The sequence below is a fragment of the Paenarthrobacter aurescens genome, assembly GCF_025421775.1.
In the GTDB taxonomy this organism is placed as follows: Bacteria; Actinomycetota; Actinomycetes; order Actinomycetales; family Micrococcaceae; genus Arthrobacter; species Arthrobacter aurescens_B.
Genome location: NZ_JAOEFX010000010.1, coordinates 211,909 through 232,987, shown reverse-complemented (window position 1 = coordinate 232,987; position 21,079 = coordinate 211,909). Strand labels below are relative to the sequence as shown.

The 21,079-nt window shown below is 61.2% G+C and carries 13 protein-coding genes; 2 read left to right on the top strand and 11 right to left on the bottom strand.

Annotated features, from left to right (window positions below; all coding sequences use genetic code 11):
• Positions 1 to 427 precede the first annotated feature (427 nt).
• From N7568_RS20045 to N7568_RS20035, 3 genes are read right to left on the bottom strand one after another with little or no spacing between them, the layout of a single operon-like run.
• Positions 428 to 4,081, bottom strand: coding sequence for a 1,4-alpha-glucan branching enzyme (locus N7568_RS20045; protein ID WP_261611524.1), 3,654 nt, complete (start codon positions 4,079 to 4,081; stop codon positions 428 to 430).
• Between the two features lies 1 nt (position 4,082).
• A complete protein-coding gene (gene treS, locus N7568_RS20040) occupies positions 4,083 to 5,879 on the bottom strand; it encodes a maltose alpha-D-glucosyltransferase (protein WP_261611523.1) in 1,797 nt (598 codons plus the stop codon).
• Positions 5,879 to 7,936: an alpha-1,4-glucan--maltose-1-phosphate maltosyltransferase gene (locus N7568_RS20035; RefSeq protein WP_261611522.1), complete on the bottom strand. Its 2,058-nt coding sequence runs from the start codon at positions 7,934 to 7,936 to the stop codon at positions 5,879 to 5,881. The genes treS and N7568_RS20035 overlap by 1 nt, the downstream gene beginning before the upstream one ends.
• A gap of 152 nt (positions 7,937 to 8,088) precedes the next feature.
• Between N7568_RS20035 and glgP the strand changes: the two genes are divergently transcribed.
• Positions 8,089 to 10,713, top strand: a complete 2,625-nt coding sequence (gene glgP / locus N7568_RS20030; protein ID WP_261611521.1) for an alpha-glucan family phosphorylase — start codon at positions 8,089 to 8,091, stop codon at positions 10,711 to 10,713.
• 121 nt (positions 10,714 to 10,834) lie between these two features.
• Here the strand turns inward: glgP and N7568_RS20025 are convergent, their stop codons facing one another.
• The 7 genes from N7568_RS20025 to glgX all read right to left on the bottom strand — a co-directional run bounded on the left by N7568_RS20025 (position 10,835) and on the right by glgX (position 18,706).
• A complete protein-coding gene (locus N7568_RS20025) occupies positions 10,835 to 12,853 on the bottom strand; it encodes an ABC transporter ATP-binding protein/permease (protein WP_261611520.1) in 2,019 nt (672 codons plus the stop codon).
• Positions 12,850 to 13,890 (bottom strand): hypothetical protein, encoded by a 1,041-nt coding sequence (locus tag N7568_RS20020; RefSeq protein WP_261611519.1) that lies wholly within the window; start codon positions 13,888 to 13,890, stop codon positions 12,850 to 12,852. Before N7568_RS20020 ends, N7568_RS20025 begins: the two co-directional genes overlap by 4 nt.
• A gap of 167 nt (positions 13,891 to 14,057) precedes the next feature.
• Positions 14,058 to 14,906 (bottom strand): hypothetical protein, encoded by an 849-nt coding sequence (locus N7568_RS20015; protein WP_261611518.1) that lies wholly within the window; start codon positions 14,904 to 14,906, stop codon positions 14,058 to 14,060.
• A gap of 195 nt (positions 14,907 to 15,101) precedes the next feature.
• Entirely contained in the window at positions 15,102 to 15,284 is a 183-nt protein-coding gene (locus tag N7568_RS20010; protein WP_261611517.1) for a hypothetical protein, read from the bottom strand.
• A 468-nt stretch (positions 15,285 to 15,752) separates the two neighbouring features.
• Positions 15,753 to 16,112: a barstar family protein gene (locus N7568_RS20005; RefSeq protein ID WP_261611516.1), complete on the bottom strand. Its 360-nt coding sequence runs from the start codon at positions 16,110 to 16,112 to the stop codon at positions 15,753 to 15,755.
• Between the two features lie 7 nt (positions 16,113 to 16,119).
• A complete protein-coding gene (locus tag N7568_RS20000) occupies positions 16,120 to 16,566 on the bottom strand; it encodes a ribonuclease domain-containing protein (protein WP_261611515.1) in 447 nt (148 codons plus the stop codon).
• A 25-nt stretch (positions 16,567 to 16,591) separates the two neighbouring features.
• Positions 16,592 to 18,706, bottom strand: coding sequence for a glycogen debranching protein GlgX (gene glgX / locus N7568_RS19995; protein ID WP_261611514.1), 2,115 nt, complete (start codon positions 18,704 to 18,706; stop codon positions 16,592 to 16,594).
• Between the two features lie 118 nt (positions 18,707 to 18,824).
• Between glgX and N7568_RS19990 the strand changes: the two genes are divergently transcribed.
• Positions 18,825 to 19,634, top strand: a complete 810-nt coding sequence (locus tag N7568_RS19990) for a carbon-nitrogen hydrolase family protein (RefSeq protein WP_261611513.1) — start codon at positions 18,825 to 18,827, stop codon at positions 19,632 to 19,634.
• 409 nt (positions 19,635 to 20,043) lie between these two features.
• Here N7568_RS19990 and rlmB read toward each other — a convergent pair whose 3' ends face one another.
• Entirely contained in the window at positions 20,044 to 21,036 is a 993-nt protein-coding gene (rlmB, locus tag N7568_RS19985; RefSeq protein ID WP_261611512.1) for a 23S rRNA (guanosine(2251)-2'-O)-methyltransferase RlmB, read from the bottom strand.
• Between the last annotated feature and the right edge of the window lie 43 nt (positions 21,037 to 21,079).

Genomic DNA, 21,079 nt, shown 5'->3' with positions numbered 1-21,079 from the left:
CAAAATTCGAAACCAGCTGAAAACCAGCCCACCACACACGGGGGTGCATGACAGAACTGGCATAAATTTCAACCAATCAAAAAACAATCGGTATCAACAAACTTGGCACACTATTGAGTTCTCAAACAACAGGTCACTATTCCGAAGCAGTACCACCAGCCTTCGCTGGTCGCTCCGGAGCAACTTTTCTAACTTACCGGCTAGCTTCCTACGAGTCAAATCGGCAAGCTTGACTTGATTTTTCCTTGCGGTTTCTTGTCAGCTTGCGATCCCTACTCGTGGAGCAGCGCGGGTACTAACTATACCCCTACTTCCCCGGGATGGCAAAACCCGGCAGCGACACGGCTCCTCCACCAAGCAAAAAGCCCGGAAACACAGGGAAGGAGGGCCCGGAAGCCAAAGCTCCGGGCCCTCCTGACCTCAAGCACTACTCAGCCAACGCGAACCAGGAAGCTCCAAGCGGGGGAAGCGTGACGGTCAGCGCGGCCGGCTGACCATCAGTCCCCGGCGTCGAAGCCTTGAGGGTTCCGGCGTTGACCACGCCCGAGCCCCCGTACGTTCCGGAGTCAGTGTTCAGCACTTCGGTCCACTCCCCTGCCGCCGGAACACCCAGGATGTAGTCCTGGTGCGGACCACCCGAGAAGTTCACTGCGCAGACAAGCGGCTTGCCGTCGTTATCCCAGCGAATGAAGGTCAGGACATTGTGGTCGGCATCCCCACCATTGATCCACTGGAAACCGCCGGCCTCGTTGTCACGCTGGTACAGCGCCGGAGTGGACGTATACAGCTCGTTAAGGTCCTTGACCAGGAGTTGAAGTCCGCGGTGCGCAGGAATGTCAGCGAGGAACCAGTCCAGCCCGTACTGTTCGGACCATTCCGCTTCCTGGCCGAACTCAGTGCCCATGAAGATGAGCTGCTTGCCCGGATGCGCCCACTGGTACGCGAAGAAGGCACGCAGGTTGGCCAGTTGCTGCCACCGGTCACCCGGCATCTTGCGCAGCATGGAGCCCTTGCCGTGAACCACTTCATCGTGACTGATGGGCAGCAGGAAGTTCTCCGTGAAGGCGTAGACCAAGGAGAACGTGATGGTCCCGTGGTGCCACTTGCGGTTGATGGGGTCTTCGGAGATGTACTTGAGCGAGTCATGCATCCAGCCCATGTTCCATTTGAGCCCGAAGCCCAGCCCGCCGTGGTTGGTGGGAGCAGTGACACCGGGGAATGCGGTGGACTCCTCCGCGATGATGATGGCGCCGGGGTGGGACTTGTACACCGTGGCGTTGACTTCCTGCATGAAGGAAATCGCTTCGAGGTTTTCCCGGCCACCGAATTTGTTCGGCCGCCATTGTCCTTCTTCCCGGGAGTAATCCAGGTAGATCATGGAGGCCACTGCGTCCACGCGCAGGCCATCAATGTGGAATTCCTCCAGCCAATACAGCGCGTTGGCCACCAGGAAGTTTCGGACCTCGCTGCGCCCGAAGTCGAAGATCAAGGTTCCCCAGTCGGGGTGTTCACCCAAGGCAGGGTCCGAGTGCTCGTACAGCGGCTGGCCGTCAAACTGCGCCAGCGCCCAGGAGTCCTTCGGGAAGTGTGCAGGGACCCAGTCCAGGAGGACGCCGATTCCGGCCTGGTGCAGGGAGTCAACGAGGAACCGGAACTCGTCCGGGTGCCCAAAGCGTGAAGTCGGCGCAAAGTAGGACGTCACCTGGTAACCCCATGAACCACCGAAGGGGTGCTCCGCAACGGGCATGAACTCAACGTGGGAGAACCCAAGCCACTTCACGTAATCCACGAGTTCCTTGGCCAGTTCCTTATAGCCAAGGCCAAGGCGCCATGAGCCCAAGTGGACTTCGTAGACGCTCATGGGCGAGTTGTGCGGATCCTTTTGGGCCCGGGCGGTCATCCACTCCGCGTCCTTGAAGCGGTAGCTGGCGTCCACCACGCGCGAGGCGGTCAGCGGCGGTACTTCGGTGCCGAAGGCCAGGGGATCGGCCTTTTCAATCCAGTGCCCGGACTTGGTAAGGATTTCGTATTTGTAGCACGCCCCTGCTACAACGCCCGGAATGAAGAGCTCCCAAACTCCAGAGGAGCCCAGCGAGCGCATTCCGTGCGAGCGGCCATCCCACCCGTTGAAGTCACCCTTCACACGGACTGCCTGGGCATTGGGAGCCCAGACGGCGAACGAGACACCGTCTACATCGCTCAGTGCCGAACGGTAGTGCTGGACGTGCGCGCCGAGGACATCCCAGAGACGCTCGTGCCGGCCTTCGCCGATCAGGTGCAGGTCCACCTCACCTACGGTAGGCAGGTAGTGGTACGGGTCATCGATGGTGACGGGTTCGGCGTCGTACACCACTTCCAAACGGTAGTCCGGCACATGGCCGGCCTGCAGCGGTTCCAGGACAGCGGTCCACACGCCGTGGGCCTCGTGGGTCATTTCCGTGCGACCGGTTTCGGTCACCACCGCCACGGACTTGGCGAGGTGCTTGACGGTGCGGACAGTGACGTGACCGTGATCGTCCAGGTGTGCGCCAAGGACCGAGTGCGGCGCGTGGTAGGCGCCGGCTGCCACGCGTTCCAAGGTCTCGGAGTCCACGTGCAGGGGAACTCGGGGCCGTTCGGTGCGTGCAGAGCCAGTCATGTCATTACCTTCCGCTATAGCTGCCGCATGCTTGCCGCGGCTTGTGTTGTCGAGGATTCGTCGCGAAGCATTCACCGGAATGGACAGCCAGTCGGGCCGGTTCCGCAGCTCGTAGACAACCTCGTATAAGGCCTTGTCCAGCCACAATGCCACAAACAGTGGCGAGCGGCGGTCTATGGTTCCCGGGGTGACGTCGCTGTACCCCTCAAGGAACGCGGCAGCGCAGTCATCCACCCAGGTTTCTGGCACCCTGGCGTCAGGGTCCTCACGCGTTGCGGCACCCGCGGCATAGTCAAAGGAGCGCAGCATGCCCGTGACATCCCTCAGGGGAAGATCCGGATTGCTGCGTTCATCGATGGTCCGCAGCGGCTCGCCCTCAAAGTCGAGAATGGCCCACCGGCCCGGCTGCCCCTCGGCGCCGGGAACCAAAAGGATCTGCCCGAGGTGGAGGTCACCGTGAACGCGTTGGAGCTGCCCAACGTCCCGGGGATCCAAGGCCGCCAGCAGCTCGTCGAGGTTGTCGTCGTAAGGCCCGACGGCGGAGGCGGCCTCCACCCACGACTGGCGGACCCGACGGGCCACAGTCGCGATGAGGTCCGGGCCGTCTGCCTGGCCGTCCTGGGTTCCAAATGTTTCCGCGAGCCTGGCGTGAACGGTGGCGGTAGCAGCTCCGAGCCCTCGCGCCTCTGCTGTGAAGTCCTTGCCGGCGGCGGCCGCTTCGACTGCCAACCGCCAGGCGTCCAAGCCACCGAGCAGGAATTCATGTGCCACTGTCAGTTCGCCGGTGGCCGCGGCTGAACCGTTCGACGCCGGCCCCTCCCACGAGCCGGTGATCCAGCCGAGCGTAGCGGGAACCTCGGTGGTCCCGGCAGCCGTCAGTGCCGCGCCGAGCTCCACTTCCGGGTTCTTGCCGGCGGCCAGCACACGGAAGATCTTCACGATGGCTGCCGAATCTCCGTCGTCGATGATGACTGAGGTGTTGGACTGCTCGCCGGACAGCACCCGCACGGAGGTGGGGTGGTCCGGCAGCGGCACACGACCACGGGTGAGGTGCCCTTGGGCGCCGGCCGCTGTGCCTTCGCTGCGCATGAGGTTCAACCAAGCGCTGACGAATTCGGAATCGTAGACAGCGTCATAGACAAGCCGGAGGCCCGAGGCGTCCGTGAACTCACCCAGCAAGGCTGCCGGAGCGTCCGCCAGCGGCTGGCTCCGATAGCTCAACGGAACCTGGACAACGTCAGTCCGGGGACCTCCGTCGGCCGTCCGGTAGGTCACGGCCAGCAGCACCACCTCGAACACAGTGTCGCCACCAGCGCCCGGAAGCCTGAAAGCGCCCACATGCTCCAGTGCAAAATCGGGGCTCTTGACCGGGAACCAGCGCTTTCCTGGAAGCCAGTTCCGGAGAAGTCCTTCAACGGAGGGGTTCAAGTTTTCCTTGCTCATCTCATCCTTTGGAGGTCACCACGGGAATCGCCTGCGTAAAAGGCGACGTGGGATTGGAAAAAGCCGAGCGGACCCGCAGCCAGTAAAAGCTGTGGCTGCCCAGCATGACGGTCAGGTTTCCGTTGTCACCGACGGCCGGGAACGGCTGGCCGCCAAAAATGTCGCGCAGGCCCCTGCCTGCAAACTCGGGGAGGTCCAAGGTTGCCGCTACAGGGTGCTGGGAGAGGTTGAAGACACAAAGAACGGTCTCTGCCTCCTCCCCTTCAGGATTGCCCGCCGGCAATTCCCTGACATAGGCGAGCACCACTTCATGATCGGCTTCGATGTGCCGGAAGCCGCCCAAGCCAAACACGGGGTGGTTCTTGCGGACGCTGAGGATCTGCCGGGTCCAGCGCAGCAGGGAACCGGAGTGCGCAGCTTCGGCTTCAACGTTGGCCATGCTGTAGTTGTAAACCAGCGACTGAATGACCGGAAGGTACAGCTTGCCCGGATCCGCTCCGGAGAAACCCGCGTTGCGGTCGGGATTCCACTGCATCGGTGTGCGCACTGCATCACGGTCGTCGAGCCAGATGTTGTCTCCCATGCCGATCTCATCCCCGTAATACAGGAACGGGCTACCTGGCAGGGAAAGCAACAGTGCGTTGATGAGCTCGATCTCGGAGCGGGAGTTGTCCAGCAACGGAGCTAAACGCCGCCTGATACCGATGTTGGCACGCATGCGGGGATCCGGGGCATACCAACCGAGCATGGCGGCACGTTCCTCCGCGGGCACCATCTCAAGGGTGAGCTCATCGTGATTTCGGAGGAAGGTCCCCCACTGGGCGCCTGTGGGAATTGCTGGGGTGTCCCGCAGGGTCTCGATGATTGGCGCGGCCTTTTGATCCCTGAGGGCATAGTAAAGCCGCGGCATGATGGGGAAGTGGAAAGCCATGTGGCATTCAGGTGCTTCCTCGGTGCCGAAATACTCCACCACCTCATGCGGGGGCTGGTTTGCCTCTGCAATGATCACCCTGCCGGGATAGTTCGCGTCCACCATCCGGCGGAGATCCTGCAGGAACGTGTGCGTTGCCGGCAGGTTCTCGCAGTTGGTGCCGTCTTCTTCGAACAGATACGGGATGGCGTCGGCGCGGAAGCCGTCAATCCCCTGGTCCAGCCAGAACCGGATGACGTCATAGAGGGCCTCGATGACTTTGGGATTCTCGAAATTCAGGTCCGGCTGGTGGCTGAAGAAGCGGTGCCAAAAGAACTGGCGGCGAATGGGATCGAACGTCCAGTTGGATTCTTCGGTGTCAACGAAGATGATGCGTGCGTCCTGGTACTTCTCGTCCGTGTCGCTCCATACGTAGAAATCACCGTAAGGGCCGGTGGGATCCTTACGCGATTCCTGGAACCAGGGATGCTGGTCCGAGGTGTGGTTCAAGGGAAGGTCAATGATCACCCGGACGCCCCGTGCGTGGGCCTCGGCAACCAACCGCTTGAAATCGCTGATGGTGCCGAACTCATCCAGGACGGACGTGTAGTCAGCGATGTCATAGCCGCCATCGCGCAACGGGGAATGGAAGAACGGCGGCAACCAGAGGCAGTCAACGCCCAACCACTGGAGGTAGTCCAGTTTGTCGATCAACCCATGGAAATCGCCGGAACCATCCCCGTTGGCATCCGCAAAGGCCCGCACCAGTACCTCATAGAAGACTGCCTTGCGGTACCAGTGCGGATCGTGCTGGAGACCTGGGGCATTCAACTCGAAGGTGTTCTTCGGGGTGAAGTACTGGCTGGGATTCTGCGGAGAAAAACTCACTAAGGCTGCCTCCGGATGCTCAGGATGTGTGCCGGCTCAACGTGGGCATCCAGACGGACGTAGTTGTGCTCGCCCCACTCCCAGCTCTGGCCGGTGATCAAGTCGTCCACCCGGAACCGGCCGTCCTCGTTGAGGTCGGAGGGATCCACCTGCAGGGCGGCAAGGTCCAGGGAGACCGTGCTTTCGCGGGCACTGTGCGGATCCACGTTGACCACAATGATCAAGGTGTCCTTGGTACCGTCCGGCAACGTCTTGTGCTTGGAGTAGACAATCGTGGCATCGTCCGTGCTGCTGTGCAGCGTCAGGTTCTGCAGGTCGCCCAACGCCAGGTGCTGCTTGCGGATGGTGTTAAGCCTGGTGATATAGGGCGCCAGAGTTCGTCCCGTCTCCGCTGCGCCTTCCCAGTCCCTCGCCTTGTACTCGTACTTTTCGTTGTCGATGTACTCCTCGGCACCCGGACGGGCCACGTGCTCGTACAACTCGTATCCCGCGTAGACGCCCCAGAGCGGGCTCGCCGTCGCGGCCAGTGCGGCGCGGATGCGGAAGGCCGCTGGGCCACCGTACTGCAGGTACTCGGTGAGGATGTCCGGGGTGTTCACGAAGAAGTTCGGGCGGAAGAACGCCGGGCTCTCGTGGCTGACCTCGTGGAAATACTGCTCCAACTCCGTCTTGGTGTTGCGCCACGTGAAGTACGAGTAGGACTGCTGGAACCCTGCGCGGCCCAAGGCGTGCATCATGGGCGGGCGGGTGAAAGCCTCCGCCAGGAAAACAACCTCGGGGTTCTTCTTGTTGATCTTGCCGATCAGCCACTCCCAGAACCACACGGGCTTGGTGTGGGGGTTGTCCACGCGGAAAACCTTCACGCCATGGCTGATCCACAGCTGCACGATCCGAAGAATCTCCTTGGACAGGCCCGTCGGGTCATTGTCGAAGTTCAGGGGATAAATATCCTGGTACTTCTTTGGCGGGTTCTCGGCGTAGGCAATGGAACCGTCCACACGCGTGGTGAACCATTCAGGGTTGGAAGTCACCCAGGGGTGGTCAGGAGCTGCCTGCAAGGCAAGGTCCAGCGCGACTTCGAGTCCCAGCTCGTTGGCACGCGCCACGAAGGCGTCAAAATCCTCGAACGTACCCAATTCCGGGTGGATGGCGTCATGGCCCCCATCCTTGGAACCGATGGCCCACGGAGAACCCGGGTCCTGCGGTCCCGGCGTCAACGTGTTGTTGCGGCCCTTCCGGTGCTGGAAGCCGATCGGGTGGATGGGCGGCAGGTAGATGACATCGAAGCCCATGTCCGCCACGGCGTCGAGCCTCTTGGCGGCCGTACGGAAATTACCGGAAGTCCACAGGCCAGTGGAATGATCCAGCACGGCGCCCTCGGACCGTGGGAAGAACTCGTACCAGGAACCGCGTCCGGCGAGGTCGCGCTCCACCTGCAGCGGGAAGCGCTCGGACACCGTCACCAGCTCGCGGATCGGAAGGCGTCCGACGGCGGCAAGCACCTCGGCGCTGAAACCGGCGCCAAGGCGCTCCTCGGCAGTCTTGGTGGTATCTGCCAGCACGACTGAAGCGGCACGCAAGGTTCGCTTTTCCGCGCCGGTTCGGCCGGCGTCGTCGGCTGCTCCTGAAAGAAGGGCGGCGCCCTCGGCGAGCATCAACTCCACGTCAATGCCGGCGGCAACCTTCACCTCCGCGTTGTGGTGCCAGGTGCCATAGCGGTCGTGCCAGGCTTCGATGACGAACGACCATGCTCCTGTGCCGCTCGGCGTGATCAGGCCCTCCCAGCGGTCCAGGCCTTTCCACTGCTCACCTTGCGCAGGGCTCAGGCGGACGCGTTGGCGTTCCCTGCCCCTGGGGTCGAGCAGCACGGCGGAGACGCCAAGCTGGTCATGGCCTTCGCGGAAGACCGTGGCGCCAACCACAAGGTCCTCCCCCGGCAAGGCCTTCGCCGGGAAACGGCCACCCTCAACAACCGGCTGGACGGCCGTGATGGGGAACCGGCCGAAGCGAAGTCCGTCGGTGATGTCCGTTTTCGTCTTGGATTTCAGAGCGGTCATGGTTCGCACGGTATTCGTCACAAACACGACGTTAGCGACAAACATCACAGAATGCTAAGCACACGACCTTTCTCCTCGACGCAAGATGTCTTTTACCTAAAAGAAACCCAATGCAGTTCCGACTGCCATGTCCGTCCGTTAGTGTGGCGCTCGTGAAGGCTATTCGAAGGTTTACAGTCCGTACCGTCCTCCCCGAGCCCATACGGCCCCTGGCCCGTCTGGCCACCAATTTGCGTTGGTCCTGGCACCGGCCCACTCGGGAACTTTTTGCGAGCCTGAACCCGGCTCTCTGGGAGGCGTCGCAGCACGACCCCATAGCCCTTCTGGGGTCTATCAGCCGCGAACAACTGCAGGACCTCGCCAACAACGGCGAAGTGGTGGACCGCGTGCAAAACGCAGCAGCCGACCTGGACCGCTACCTCAGCGAACCGCGCTGGTACCAAGGCCTTGGTGAAGACGCCCCAGCCTGCATCGCGTACTTCTCGCCGGAATTCGGCATCACCGAGGTACTCCCGCAGTACTCGGGGGGCCTCGGCATCCTCGCCGGCGACCACCTCAAAGCCGCGTCCGACCTCGGCGTGCCGCTGATCGGCGTCGGGCTCCTCTACCAGGCCGGCTACTTCAAGCAATCCCTGTCCCGGGATGCGTGGCAGCAGGAAACCTACCCCGTCCTGGACCCCGACGGCCTGCCGCTGACCCTCCTTCGGCACCCGGCCAAGGACGGCGTACCCGGCAAGCCGGTCCACATTTCCCTCCCCCTGCCCAACGGCCGCGAGCTGCACGCGCACGTGTGGCGTGCCGACGTCGGACGCGTTCCGCTGCTGCTGCTGGACTCCAATGTCCCGTCCAACGACGAAGCCGCGCGCGGTATCACTGACCGCCTCTACGGCGGAGGCGGCGACCACCGCCTGCAGCAGGAACTGCTCCTGGGCATGGGTGGCGTCAAGGCACTGCGTGTCTACCAGGAGCTCACCGGCACACCCGCGCCGGAAGTGTTCCACACCAACGAAGGCCACGCAGGCTTCCTGGGGATCGAACGCATTCAAGAAGCCATGTCCGATCCTCACCAGCCCCTCAGCTGGGACGAGGCCCTCGCCGCAGGACGCGCGTCCACCGTCTTCACGACGCACACGCCCGTGCCCGCCGGCATCGACCGATTCGAAACCGTGCAAATCAAGCACTTCTTCGAAGCCGGACTGGCACCCGCAGTGCCCACGGACAGGATTCTGGAACTCGGCCGGGAAAACTACGACGGCGGCAACCCGTCCGTGTTCAACATGGCGGTGATGGGCCTGCGCCTGGCGCAGCGCGCCAACGGCGTAGCCAAGCTCCACGGCGTGGTGTCCCGCGAAATGTTCGCCGGACTGTGGCCAGGATTCGACCACTCGGAAATCCCCATCACCTCCGTCACCAACGGCGTCCACGTACCCACCTGGGTGGACCCCCGCATCTCATCCCTTGCACGGAACCAGTTCGGTGCAGAAGCCGAAGCGCTGGGACGCTGGGACCTGGCCTACAACGTCAGCGACGAAGACGTCTGGGCCCTCCGCCGGGAGTTGCGGGCCCAGCTTATCGACGACGTTCGACGCCGGCTCCGGGCCTCGTGGAAGAAGCGCGGCGCCGCCGACGCGGAACTCGCCTGGACCGACTCCGTACTGGATCCCGATGTGCTCACCATCGGCTTTGCCCGGCGCGTGCCCACCTACAAGCGCCTCACCCTCATGCTGCGCGACCCTGCACGCTTGAAGGCCCTGCTGCTGGATCCGAAACACCCCATCCAACTGGTCATCGCCGGCAAGTCGCACCCTGCCGATGACGCCGGCAAGAAGATGATCCAGGACCTGGTGCGCTTCACCGACGACCCCGAAGTACGGCACAGGATCGTCTTCCTGCCCAACTACGACATCGCCATGGCCCGGACACTGTTCCCGGGCTGCGACGTGTGGCTCAACAACCCCCTCCGCCCGTTGGAAGCCTGCGGCACCTCCGGCATGAAGGCCGCCATCAACGGCTCGCTCAACCTGTCAGTCCTGGACGGCTGGTGGGACGAAATGTACGACGGCGAAAATGGCTGGGCGATCCCCACGGCCAACAACAACGCGTCCTCCGAAGAACGCGACGACATCGAAGCATCTGCGCTGTACGAACTGCTCGAAAACCAGGTGGCACCGCGCTTCTACGGCACCACCGTTGCCCAAGGGGCCGGAGCCGCTGGACCCTCCGAATCCAGCCGCGAGACCGTCCCCACCCACTGGGTCTCCATGATCAAGCACACCTTGGCGAACCTGGGCCCGGCCGTTTCGGCAGAACGAATGCTCCACGACTACGTCAACAACCTCTACTGCCCGGCTGCCGTGTCCGGACGCAGGGCCGTGGCCGAAGCCTTCAAGGAAGCCAAGGAACTCGCGGCATGGATCACCAAGGTCCGCAACGCCTGGCCCCAGGTTGTAGTGGAACACGTGGACTCCGTGGGTGTTTCCGAGGAACCCCAGGTGGGCGACACACTCCAGGTCAACGCCTACGTGGCCCTGAACAACCTCACCCCGGACGATGTCTCTGTGGAGGTGGCATTCGGACGGGCGGAAGAATCGGACGAGCTCGAGGACATCGTGGTGGCGGAACTGGACTCCATGGAAGACCTCGGCGGCGGACGCCACCTCTTCCACGGATCCCTGGTCATCAACCGGTCCGGGTCCTTCGGCTACACCGTCCGGGTGTTCCCGAAGCACTCGGCGCTGGCCTCCAAGGCTGAGCTGGGATTGATCGCGAACGCCTAAGCCTTTGAAAGTGCAGGGCCCCGCTTTTCCGTTGTTGCTCAACAACGGAAAAGCGGGCAACCGCACGTGAGGGTGCTGTTTGCATCCAGGAAGCTGGTTCGGGGGAACTCTCGCGGGATTGCTACGCGCGAATTGCAATAGCCGGATCTTTACGGCTGGCGACCCAAGCGGGGTATATGGCGCTCACAATACCGGTGGCCGCACCCAGAAGGAGTCCAACCAGCCAGAGCTCCGGGGGCAATACGGGTGGCCAGGCCTGGATCCAGGAGACGCAAAGCGTGGTCATAGTTCCGATGATGCCGCCGAGCGAACCTGCTGTAATTCCAACGATGAAGCCCTCAAGGATGAAGGATCGGCAAATTAGCCATCGACTTGAGCCGATCGCTCGTCGAAGGGCTATCTCTGCCGATCGGTTCTGAACGGTCAGGTACATCGAGGAAGCCGCAGTGATGATCGCCAGGAGCATCAGGACCAGCGATAGCAAAGCGATGAGCGACCCGAGATCATTTGAGACATCCTGCCTGATTGACTGAATATCGGCTGTGACGTTTACTTTTGCCTTCCCTGGGTCGCTCGGCGAGTATGCAAGCGGTGCGACTCGAGCAATCGCAGCAGAGAAACCCTTTTCGGTTCGAACTTGAACTTTTAGGTCTGACCTGGAGAGGGCACGCATGATGCTGGCGTTTACGAATACGGAGTCAGCGTACTCAGGGAAATGCGGGCCAGGTTCGAATACACCAACAACGGGCACAAGTCGGTCATTGATCCATATGCTGGCCCCTACCGCCGGCCCTGTTTTCTTGCTGTACGGTATGTCGAGCGCAGTTGCTGCCTTCGTCGAGACTACTGCGAGAGGACCAGCTCGTGGGTCGTCGAGGGCACTTCGGATGTTGTGGGGAATTAGCCCGATTCCGAAGTCATTGAAGTAGTTCTTCGAGGAGGAGTGGAGTGACAATGGCGTTTCGGGTTCCAGGTCGTGGGGCTTAACCCGTGTTATATGTACGTCTGCCGGAACCGCTGAGTACACATAGGATGCGCCAACTACATGAGGAAGGCGGGCAATGCGATCCACCCCGGAACGAAGTCCATCGAAACCGTCTCGAAGCACGGCAGGCCCGTCTTCGATGGAGATGGACAGCCGATCCTGTGAGGCGATGGCCAGCCGATTGTTAATGGCATTCGAGGTCGTCGAACTGATACCCAGGGCACCCGTCATCCCGCCGATGGCAATCGCAAATGCAAGGATTAGAAGCATTGTTCGGAGGCTACGGGCGGAGAGCGCGGTCAGTGAATCGCCCCAGTCATCCATGAGGGAACACACGGTGCGAGAGACCCACGACTGCTGACTCGCTGCGCCGAAGGGCTCGGAGTCGACCGGAACCTTAAGTTGCGGCATTGTTTGGGAATTCGTTTCGACGTCACTCGTGATTCGACCGTCTCGGATCTCAATCCGGCGATCCGCTTGGTTCGCTACTTCCATATCATGGGTGATGACAATTACGGTGACACCTTCGGAGTTGAGTTTCCGAAGGTATTTAATGACCCGTCTGCTGTTGTTGGAATCAAGATTGCCTGTTGGCTCGTCGGCAAGAATTATCCGCGGGTGCGTGGCAATTGCTCGTGCTATTGCAAGTCGTTGCCGTTCGCCGCCTGATAGGAGCTTGGCTTGGACCTTGCGTTTATGTTCCAGACCTACGAACTCCAGCGCGTCCAAGGCAGCCAACGCCCGCTCGTCCATCGGCACACCTTGGACCCGTAATCCGATAGCAGCATTGCTGATCACGCTATCGTCACCGATGACGTTTGAGGACTGGAAAACGAACCCGATCAGGTGCAGCCGCATCGTGTCGAGGCTTCGTTCTGAAGCGGTCTCGACGGTTTGGCCCCGAATAGCGAGACCTCCCGTGCTTGCTCTGTCCAACAAGCCCATGATGTTCAAAAGCGTCGATTTCCCTGAGCCTGAAGGGCCCACAATGGACACGAACTCACCAGACTCAATTGCCAGTGAAACGTCAGATACAGCGGGGGACCCGGCACCTGGATATGTGCGCGATACTCTCTCCAGGCTGATGGCCAATGCGTTTTCGGACCCTGTATATTCTGCTCTGCGCGCGAGAGGCCCCGATCGTGAAGTCGTCACGATATTTGGACCTCGTCACCTTGGCTGAGATCGCCAGAGACTGCGGCGAAACCTCCCCCTGACCGAAGGACCGTGATGGGGACACGCGTCGCGGGGACCTTTGAGTTTCTTCCGTCGCCCGAGCTTCTGAGAACGTAGGTCCCTTCGGCATCCTGTCGGATACCAGATAACGGCACAGCGAGGGCTTGTGCCGCGCTACCTTGGCCCGCCACCGTGACGCTCAAGTTGGGAGTCAATAAGGGCAGATCCGCCTTACGCGTAGGCTCTACCGTCACGGGATGTCCCGCACGTTGGCCATCTCCCGCATCCGTGAATGGACCCACGCCAGTTATCCGACCGGTCAGTTGCTTTTCCGCGACCCTGACAGTGACATCCTGCCCAGCCTTAAGAGACTCAGCCTGCTGGACCTCGGCGATAAACTCCACGAAGTTATCTTCGGCCTGGAACGTGGCGAGAGGGCTTTCGACTGTAACTTTCTGCCCTATGTTCAGTGCGGAGACAACGGTCGCACTGGCGACGGGGAGGGCTATCAGTTGCCTGTATGGGATCGAGAGCGCAGGGGTTCCAGAGTCGACTGGTGCCGTGGTTTTTGGTGTAGTTCCCTGTTCGTCTTGCTGACTTTGCTCGGTAGGCATTCTCCCGCTGCTTAGGGTGAAACCCTCGCTCATGAAGAAAGAGGATGCAGCTTCCATCGTTGCGCTGTCCATGTGACCAGTTTCAGGGGAGGGGTACCCCAACTGCATTAGTGCCCGTTGCAGCGCCAACACGTCATCTCCCTCATCACCTCGGGAAAGATCGCGATACAAAGGGAGCGGACCAGGCAGGACGAAATAGGGCTTGCCTGAAACCACACCTGCAAGGTCGCCCCACTTCAACGTTTCCCCCGCCTGAAGCGTCTGGCGCACGACAATCGGTTCCTGTCCCTCCAAGTCAATTTGGATCGGCACTGCCGGGCCGGCCTTAATAACACCAGAGAAGGTAAGACGGTCGTCGACGATACGGTTTTCAACCATTGCATAGACAGGAATCTCAGCCATGGACTCCTCTGGCCGGATGATCTCTGATTGATCAAAGACGCGTCCAGCGAGCAAACCCACCCCCGCGGACATGACTGCGGTGACTGCCAACAGGACGATTAGCCACCGTCGCGAGAGTCGACTCAATCCAACAGCTGCCGCAGCTCTCTGCCGAGGCTGCTCATCGATCACTGCGTCTCTTTCAGTAACTTCTCAGCGGCATCTACGTAGTTCTGGCTTTTCTTCTTGAGCTCGGTAAGAACTGCCTCATTCTGCTGGATCAGCGGCAGCTGGTAGCTTGCCTGAATATCACCGAGCGTTTGGGTGAGTCGGACTTCCTGGTTGCATTCGGCCTCAATCGTGGCGATTCGGACGCCCTCGGCTGTGTCCGACTTCGACGGCTTTTGCTGATCTGTCCTCGCCTGCAGGTCAAAGGACTGCTGGCTCGACCACTTGGCGTTGGCGGCATCCCGCCCCGGTGTCAAGCCAGCCGCTGAGATGCATTTGTCCCAGTCGCCCTTGGCATTCTTCCAAGCGTCAGTTTCTGATGCCATACCGAGACTTTTCAAAGCAATTTCCGCTGCAGCACCACCATTCATCAGGTCATCCGATGGTGTGATTTCATCGATCTTGCTCTTTTCACTGGCAAGACACATGTACCTGGCATCCCCCCACGCGCCTGCCTCATCATGCTTTTGGTTCGCTTGAGCGTCTTCTCCAATAAGCCGGAAGCCGTGCTGCCTCACGCGATCAACGTTCCACACGCCGAAGTTCCGGTTCTCTGCCTTCGGATAAGCAGCATTAGGATCATCGATGAAGCCAAATTTCTTCATGCACGTGGTCATGATGACTTCCCTCGCCAGAAGAATCTGATAGCGATCACGGGCCGAAATTCTATATGCGTCCACTGGGAAGACGATCAGAGAGTTCTCGTAATCCAGATTCACTTTTCCCGATGAGTCCGGCGTGATTGAACTGTCAGCACTCCCCGAACAAGATGAAATAGCCAACGCTACGCCTGCGGCAAGCGAGGCCACGAAATACCTTGTCCAGCGTGCCCGTCGTCCAGGAGTTCTTCTCGACACCATCCCGCATCCAATCTCGCTTCCAACGCCCCGACCTAGTAGTAGCCGGGCCTATTCTCAGACAGGAACTTTGACCTGCCGATACTTTGATCGACAGGTCAAAGCATGGTGCTACTCACATTTTATTAGGCGAGTAGCGGTCCAGGTTTAGCCCCTATGAAAGCTGCTGATGTCGTCATTCCACGTTCCCAAGAAGGGCACATACCAACCCATGGCGCTGTAGTCATTGGCACTGCCGAATCCAGCACCGCCGTAGTTGACGTCCTGCCACCACGTGACGTAGTAGCCAAAGTTCTTTACCGAACTTGCCTGGTTATCAAACGACCCCATCCAGGTCGAGTTGTCGGCTCCGTACGTCGCACCGCCATAGTTATTGTCTGCCTAGAAAATACTGGCATTCGCCGACTGACTGGCGGCAAAGAGCACCGAGGTGGATAGCGCGACGACAGCAGTCATCCGTGCGAGCTTCTTCATATCTTTGTCCTCATTTCGACTTGTACGACATGAGGTCAGCAATTAATTCTGCGCGTTCCCCAATACGCAAATGACGTAGACCCTAAAGGCCCCTCCGAAATGTATCGCTCGACACATTTAGCGTCAAACTCTGGAAATAATAGGAGAAAGCACAGAAATATTGAAATTCTCGCGTCACGATTGGGTGGCACGCACCACTTAGGCGTTTCGGCGGGAATCACGAACGCATGGGAATCAATGCTGGGCCACGCCACAGCCCTCCGTCAGAGCACCAAGCCGATGTTTGCACAGTGGCTTGTCCCCACGGGTATGACGTTGGAGCTACTAATTCTCGAAAACCGCGATGACTGCCAGATCGCGGCCGGCATAGCGCTCGGCGTCCTGGAGGACTTCGCAGACCACTCCGAAGGACCGGTCTGTGCGGTAAGCGGCCGGTACCTGCCAGATCATGGTGACGGGGCCGCCGTCGTCCTCTGAGAGGGCGTCGGCGTAGTCGTGCAGGGAGTCGTTCAGGGCGTCCAGGTTCACGCCGTAGTACTCGGGGAAGTCCAATACCTGGGCGAAGACTTCCAGGACCGCCTGCTTGTTGGTTGCCGGAGGAACCATCACGGTCCTGCGGCCGGCATCGGAAATCTGCTCCCGTAGTTCTTCCAGGGTCCAGGTGTCTGCGGAAAAGATCTTCATGGTGCTCCTACTTGCCTTCGACGATGAACTTGAACGACTCATAATGGTCCGCGGTGTAGTACTTGGCGGCGTCCTTGCCCACAATGATCCGGCGGGCGCCGCGATCGGATTCTCCGGGCGTTTGGACGGTGTATTCCTTGTAGAAGCCTCCGGACTTCTTTGGAAGCAGGCCTTCAAAGTTGCCGAAGTTCACGCCGTCACGGTCGTAGGGATAGGGTCCGCCCTTGGCGATCAGTGCCAGTGTTTGCCGGGCTTCCTTGGGTAGCTGCGAGGCATTGATGGTGGGCAGCGTCGAGGGGTTTGCCACCGCAGCGGCCGACGACGTCGCGGAGCCAGGTTCCGTCGTCGTGTTTTGCGACGTCAGTGAGCCTCCACCCACCATGGCGACGACCAGGACGACGACGGCGATCACCAACCCCGCGAACGCCACCAGTTTGCTGCGGCTGCGGTTCATGCGAAGAGCTCCTGAGGGTGTGTGCTTACGTGCGGTAGATGTTGATGGTGTTGGCTTGCAGGATATCCCGCTCCCCGGAAGCCACCAACGCGCCCTTCCGGCGCTCGTGAAGCACCGACGTTGTAAAGCGGAGCTCAAACATGCGCTTGCCGATGCCTGTTTCGCTCAGGATCTCGGGCAGGACCATTTTCACGTCCTGGTTGCTGCCGTTCACCGAGATCAAGCCACGGATCTCACTGTTTTCGTGACCCATTAAGAGTTGGACCGAGCGAACAGAGGGATCATTCCAACGCGCCGGAGTCATCGGCTTACCTTTGTCGTCAAACCACTGCAGGCTGGAATCGTTCGCATTGCCGGGGAAGCTCTCAGGCTGGTGGCGCAGGAACCAACGGCGGAGCCTGACGAGCTCCCGGGTGGTCCTGAACATTGCGTTCGCTTCCTGGGTTCGGCTCCAGTCCAGCCATGCCGTCGGGTTGTCCTGGCAGTAGGCGTTGTTGTTGCCCTGCTGTGTCCGGCCAAGTTCATCGCCCGCAGTAATCATGGGGGTACCGAAGGACAACAGCAGTGTGGCCATGAGGTTGCGGATGGACAGTGAACGGGCAGCCACAATGGCCTCGTTCTCGCTCCTGCCCTCCACGCCGTGGTTGTAGCTGCGGTTATCACCGTGGCCGTCGCGGTTCTGCTCGCCGTTGGCCTCGTTGTGCTTACGGTCGTAGCTCACCAAGTCCTTGAGCGTGAAGCCGTCGTGCGCCGTGATGAAGTTGACCGAGGCCAAGCGTGTGCGTCCGGAGGATGCAAAGAGGTTCGCCGAACCTGCCATGAGTTCAGCCAGCGACGCCACCGATCCGCCTTGGCCACCCGCCTCGATGGCGGCACGATCCGAGAGCCAGAAGCTTCGGACACCGTCGCGGAAATGGTCATTCCAATCAGACCAGCCTTGCGGGAAACGACCCGTCTGCCAGCCACCGTAGCCCACGTCCCAGGGCTCTGCGATGAGCTTCACGGCCGACAAAACCGGATCTTCGGCAATGGCCTGCAGGAAGGGGTGCTGGGGATCGAAAGTGTTGCCCGCGTCCCGGCACAAGGTCACTGCGAGGTCGAAGCGGAAGCCGTCCACATGGAAGTCGTTCACCCAGTACCGCAAGGAATCCAGTGCCAAGTCCACCACCACGGGATCGCTGAAGTCCAAGGTATTGCCGCAGCCGGTGGTGTCCAGGTAGCGGCCGTGGGCATCGTGCCGGTAGTACCGCTGCTCGGCGAGTCCCCGGAAGCTCAGGGCCGGACCGTCAGGACCAGCTTCCGCCGTGTGGTTGTAAACCACATCCAAGATAACTTCGATGCCCGCTGCATGCAGCAACTTGATCATGCCCTTGAGCTCGTCCTGCACAGCATGCGGGCCGGCGTTGCGGGCAGCTTCCGTAGCGTAATCCGGGTGCGGCGCGAAGAAAGCTGCCGTGTTGTAGCCCCAGTAATTCGTCATGCCAAGGTCCTGAAGATGGGACTCGTCCAGGTGGAAGTGGATTGGCAGGAGTTGGACCGCGGTGATGCCGAGCTCCGTGAGGTGCTGGATCATCACGGGATGCGCCATGCCCGCGTAAGTGCCGCGGAGGTGTTCCGGGATTTCGGGATGAAGCATCGTCTGGCCTCGGACGTGGGCTTCGTAGATGACGGACATCCGCAGCGGAATCCGTGGTGCCCGGTCGTCACCCCAGTCAAAACCCGTGTCCATGTGGACGCTCGTGAGGAATTCGCCCCGCTGGTCCACAGCGCGACCATAAGGATCAAGCAGCAGCCGGTGTTCGCCGTCGTCGTCCAGGTCCAATGCCGGAACCGACATGGGGAGGCTGCCCTCGGACGGGGCGGGGCGGAAACCGTACCGTGTGCCGGGGGGCATACCGCCCACCAGCCCGAAGTGCACACCGTCTTCTGCGTTGGGAAGGATGTGTGCCTGCCAGGGCTCGCCAGGGGCTTGGAAGGCAACCTCCACCTGTTCCAGGTCAGGCGCGAAGACGGCCACGTTCACTTCATGGTTCTGCGTTTTCCGCGCAGCCGAGAGGCCGGCCTGGGGCGTGCTCAGTCCGAGGGGCCGTGGCCGCGAGGCGTCGACGGCAGCTGCTGTTTCAAAAATTGGCATAACCATTGCTTGCAAGTTTAGTTCCACGCCCAGTATGTGCCGTGCCAGCCGCCCATGTGACGAGGTTCTGCGTAGCGATTTCATTACTTGGCATACTGGGACGGAGACAACTGGAGGTTCTATCGTGCGCGTGGCACTCGCCCAAGTCATCACTGGCCGGGATCTGGCCGACAACCTGCGGCTCTTGGATGAGTACGCCCGGAAGGCCAAGGACGGCGGCGCCGAACTGGTGGTCTTCCCGGAAGCCATGATGCGCGCGTTCGGGAACTCCCTGTTGGACATCGCCGAACCCCTGGACGGTCCGTGGGCAAGCCGGGTGCGCTCCATCGCCGACGAGCTGCAGCTGGTTATCGTGGCGGGCATGTTCACCCCCGGTACCGCCTCGGATTCAGGGGCCCACCGCGTGCGCAACACCCTGCTCGCCACCGGACCGGGAGTGGAGACGAGCTACGACAAGATCCACCTCTTTGACGCCTTCGGGTTCGCTGAGTCGGACACCGTTGAGGCGGGTACGGACCCCGTAACGTTCGACGCCGGCGGCCTCACCTTTGGCTTGGCCACCTGCTATGACATCCGTTTCCCTGCCCTGTTCACAGCCAACGCCGATCGCGGCGCCGTAGTGAACATCGTTTCGGCCTCATGGGGATCCGGGCCGGGCAAAGCCGATCAGTGGCAACTCCTTGCCCGTGCCCGCGCCGTGGACACCACCACGTTCGTGCTCGCTTGCGGCCAGGGCGATCCGGCCACTCAGGGCATCCAGACCAAAGGCTCCGCGCCCACGGGCGTGGGGTACTCCGCCGTCGTGTCCCCCTTCGGCCAGGTGCTGGAAGCCCTCGACGGAGAACCGGGCCTTATTTTCGCCGACCTCGACCCCGCAGTCGTCGACGAGGCCCGCCAAAAACTCCCGGTCCTGGCCAACCGCCACCACTTCTAACTCCCCTTCAGACGCTCTCTCACCTCTCGCGACGTTCTCCCGGACGCTCTCGCACCCACGGCCATTCCAGCCGACCGGAAGTGAGAGAGCGTCGGCCGAAAACCGACGAAAGGTGAGCGAGCATCGGCCGAAAACCGACGAAAGGTGAGAGAGCGTCGGCCAGAAACCCACAAGAGGTGAGCGAGCATCGGCCGAAAACCGACGAAAGGTGAGAGAGCGTCGGCCAGAAACCCACAAGAGGTGAGCTAGCGTCGGTGGACCAGGCATGTAAATAACGGCGCAGGGCGCACGAAAGGCGCCGCGAGGGCCATCCGGAAGCATGCGTCCAAGCGAGGAACGAGAGAGCATGCGGAGGATGGCGCTTGCGGCGCCTGAGCGAGGATGACAGCGCCCCCGCCCTGTGCGTGGATTACTTAGCGGCGCGCTGCCTCGACACTTCGTACAGCGAGATACCGACGGCCATGGATGCATTGAGCGACTCCATGGCTGAATCGATCGGGATCGAGACGATCTGGTCGCAGTTTTCGCGGACGAGCCTGCTGAGGCCCTTGCCTTCGGAGCCCACCACGATGCACACGGGTTCCGTTGCGACGCTGAGGTCGGGAAGCGAAACGTCACCGTCGCCGTCCAAGCCAAGGACGTAAATGCCCATGTTCTTGAACTGCTTGAGCGCGTTGTTGAGGTTCGACGCGCGGGCCACGGGGACGCGGACAGCGGCACCGGCGCTGGTCTTCCAGGCGGACGCCGTGACGCCCACGGAACGACGCTCGGGCACGATCACGCCGTGGCCGCTGAACGCGGATACGGAGCGGATGATGGCACCGAGGTTGCGGGGGTCGGTGATGCCGTCCAGTGCAACGAAGATGGGGGCGTTGGAGACGTGCCCCTTCTTCCACTTGGCGAGGGTCTCCTCGGCGAGGTCGTAAGCGTCCTCATATTCGTACGGCGGGATCTGCAATACGAGGCCCTGGTGAACGGCGTCTTCGGTCATGCGGTCCAGCTCAACCTTGCCGGTTTCGAGCAGCGGGATGCCGCGCTCGGCTGCGAGCTTCAGGGATTCCTTGACGCGGTCGTCCATCTCAATACGGATGGCGACATGCAGTGCCTTGGCCGGGATGCCGGCGCGAAGGGCTTCGACGACGGAGTTACGGCCCGTCACCAGCTCTTCAGTGGCACGGCCCTTGGGACCCGAGCGGGCGCCGGCGCCACCGGGGCGGGTGCCCGGGCCGCGCTTGGCAGCAGAGCGCTCCGCCAACTGCTTGTTCTTGTATGCCTTGTGGTAGGTGCGGTCCTCCGCCTTGGGCGTGGGCCCCTTGCCCTCCAGGGCCTTGCGGCCATGGCCACCGGTTCCGGTGGAGGGGCCCTTCTTGTTCTTGACCGACCGGCGACCATTATTGGCCATGAGATTCCATCCTTGATTTTGTGAGTAAGTCTGGAATCAAGTC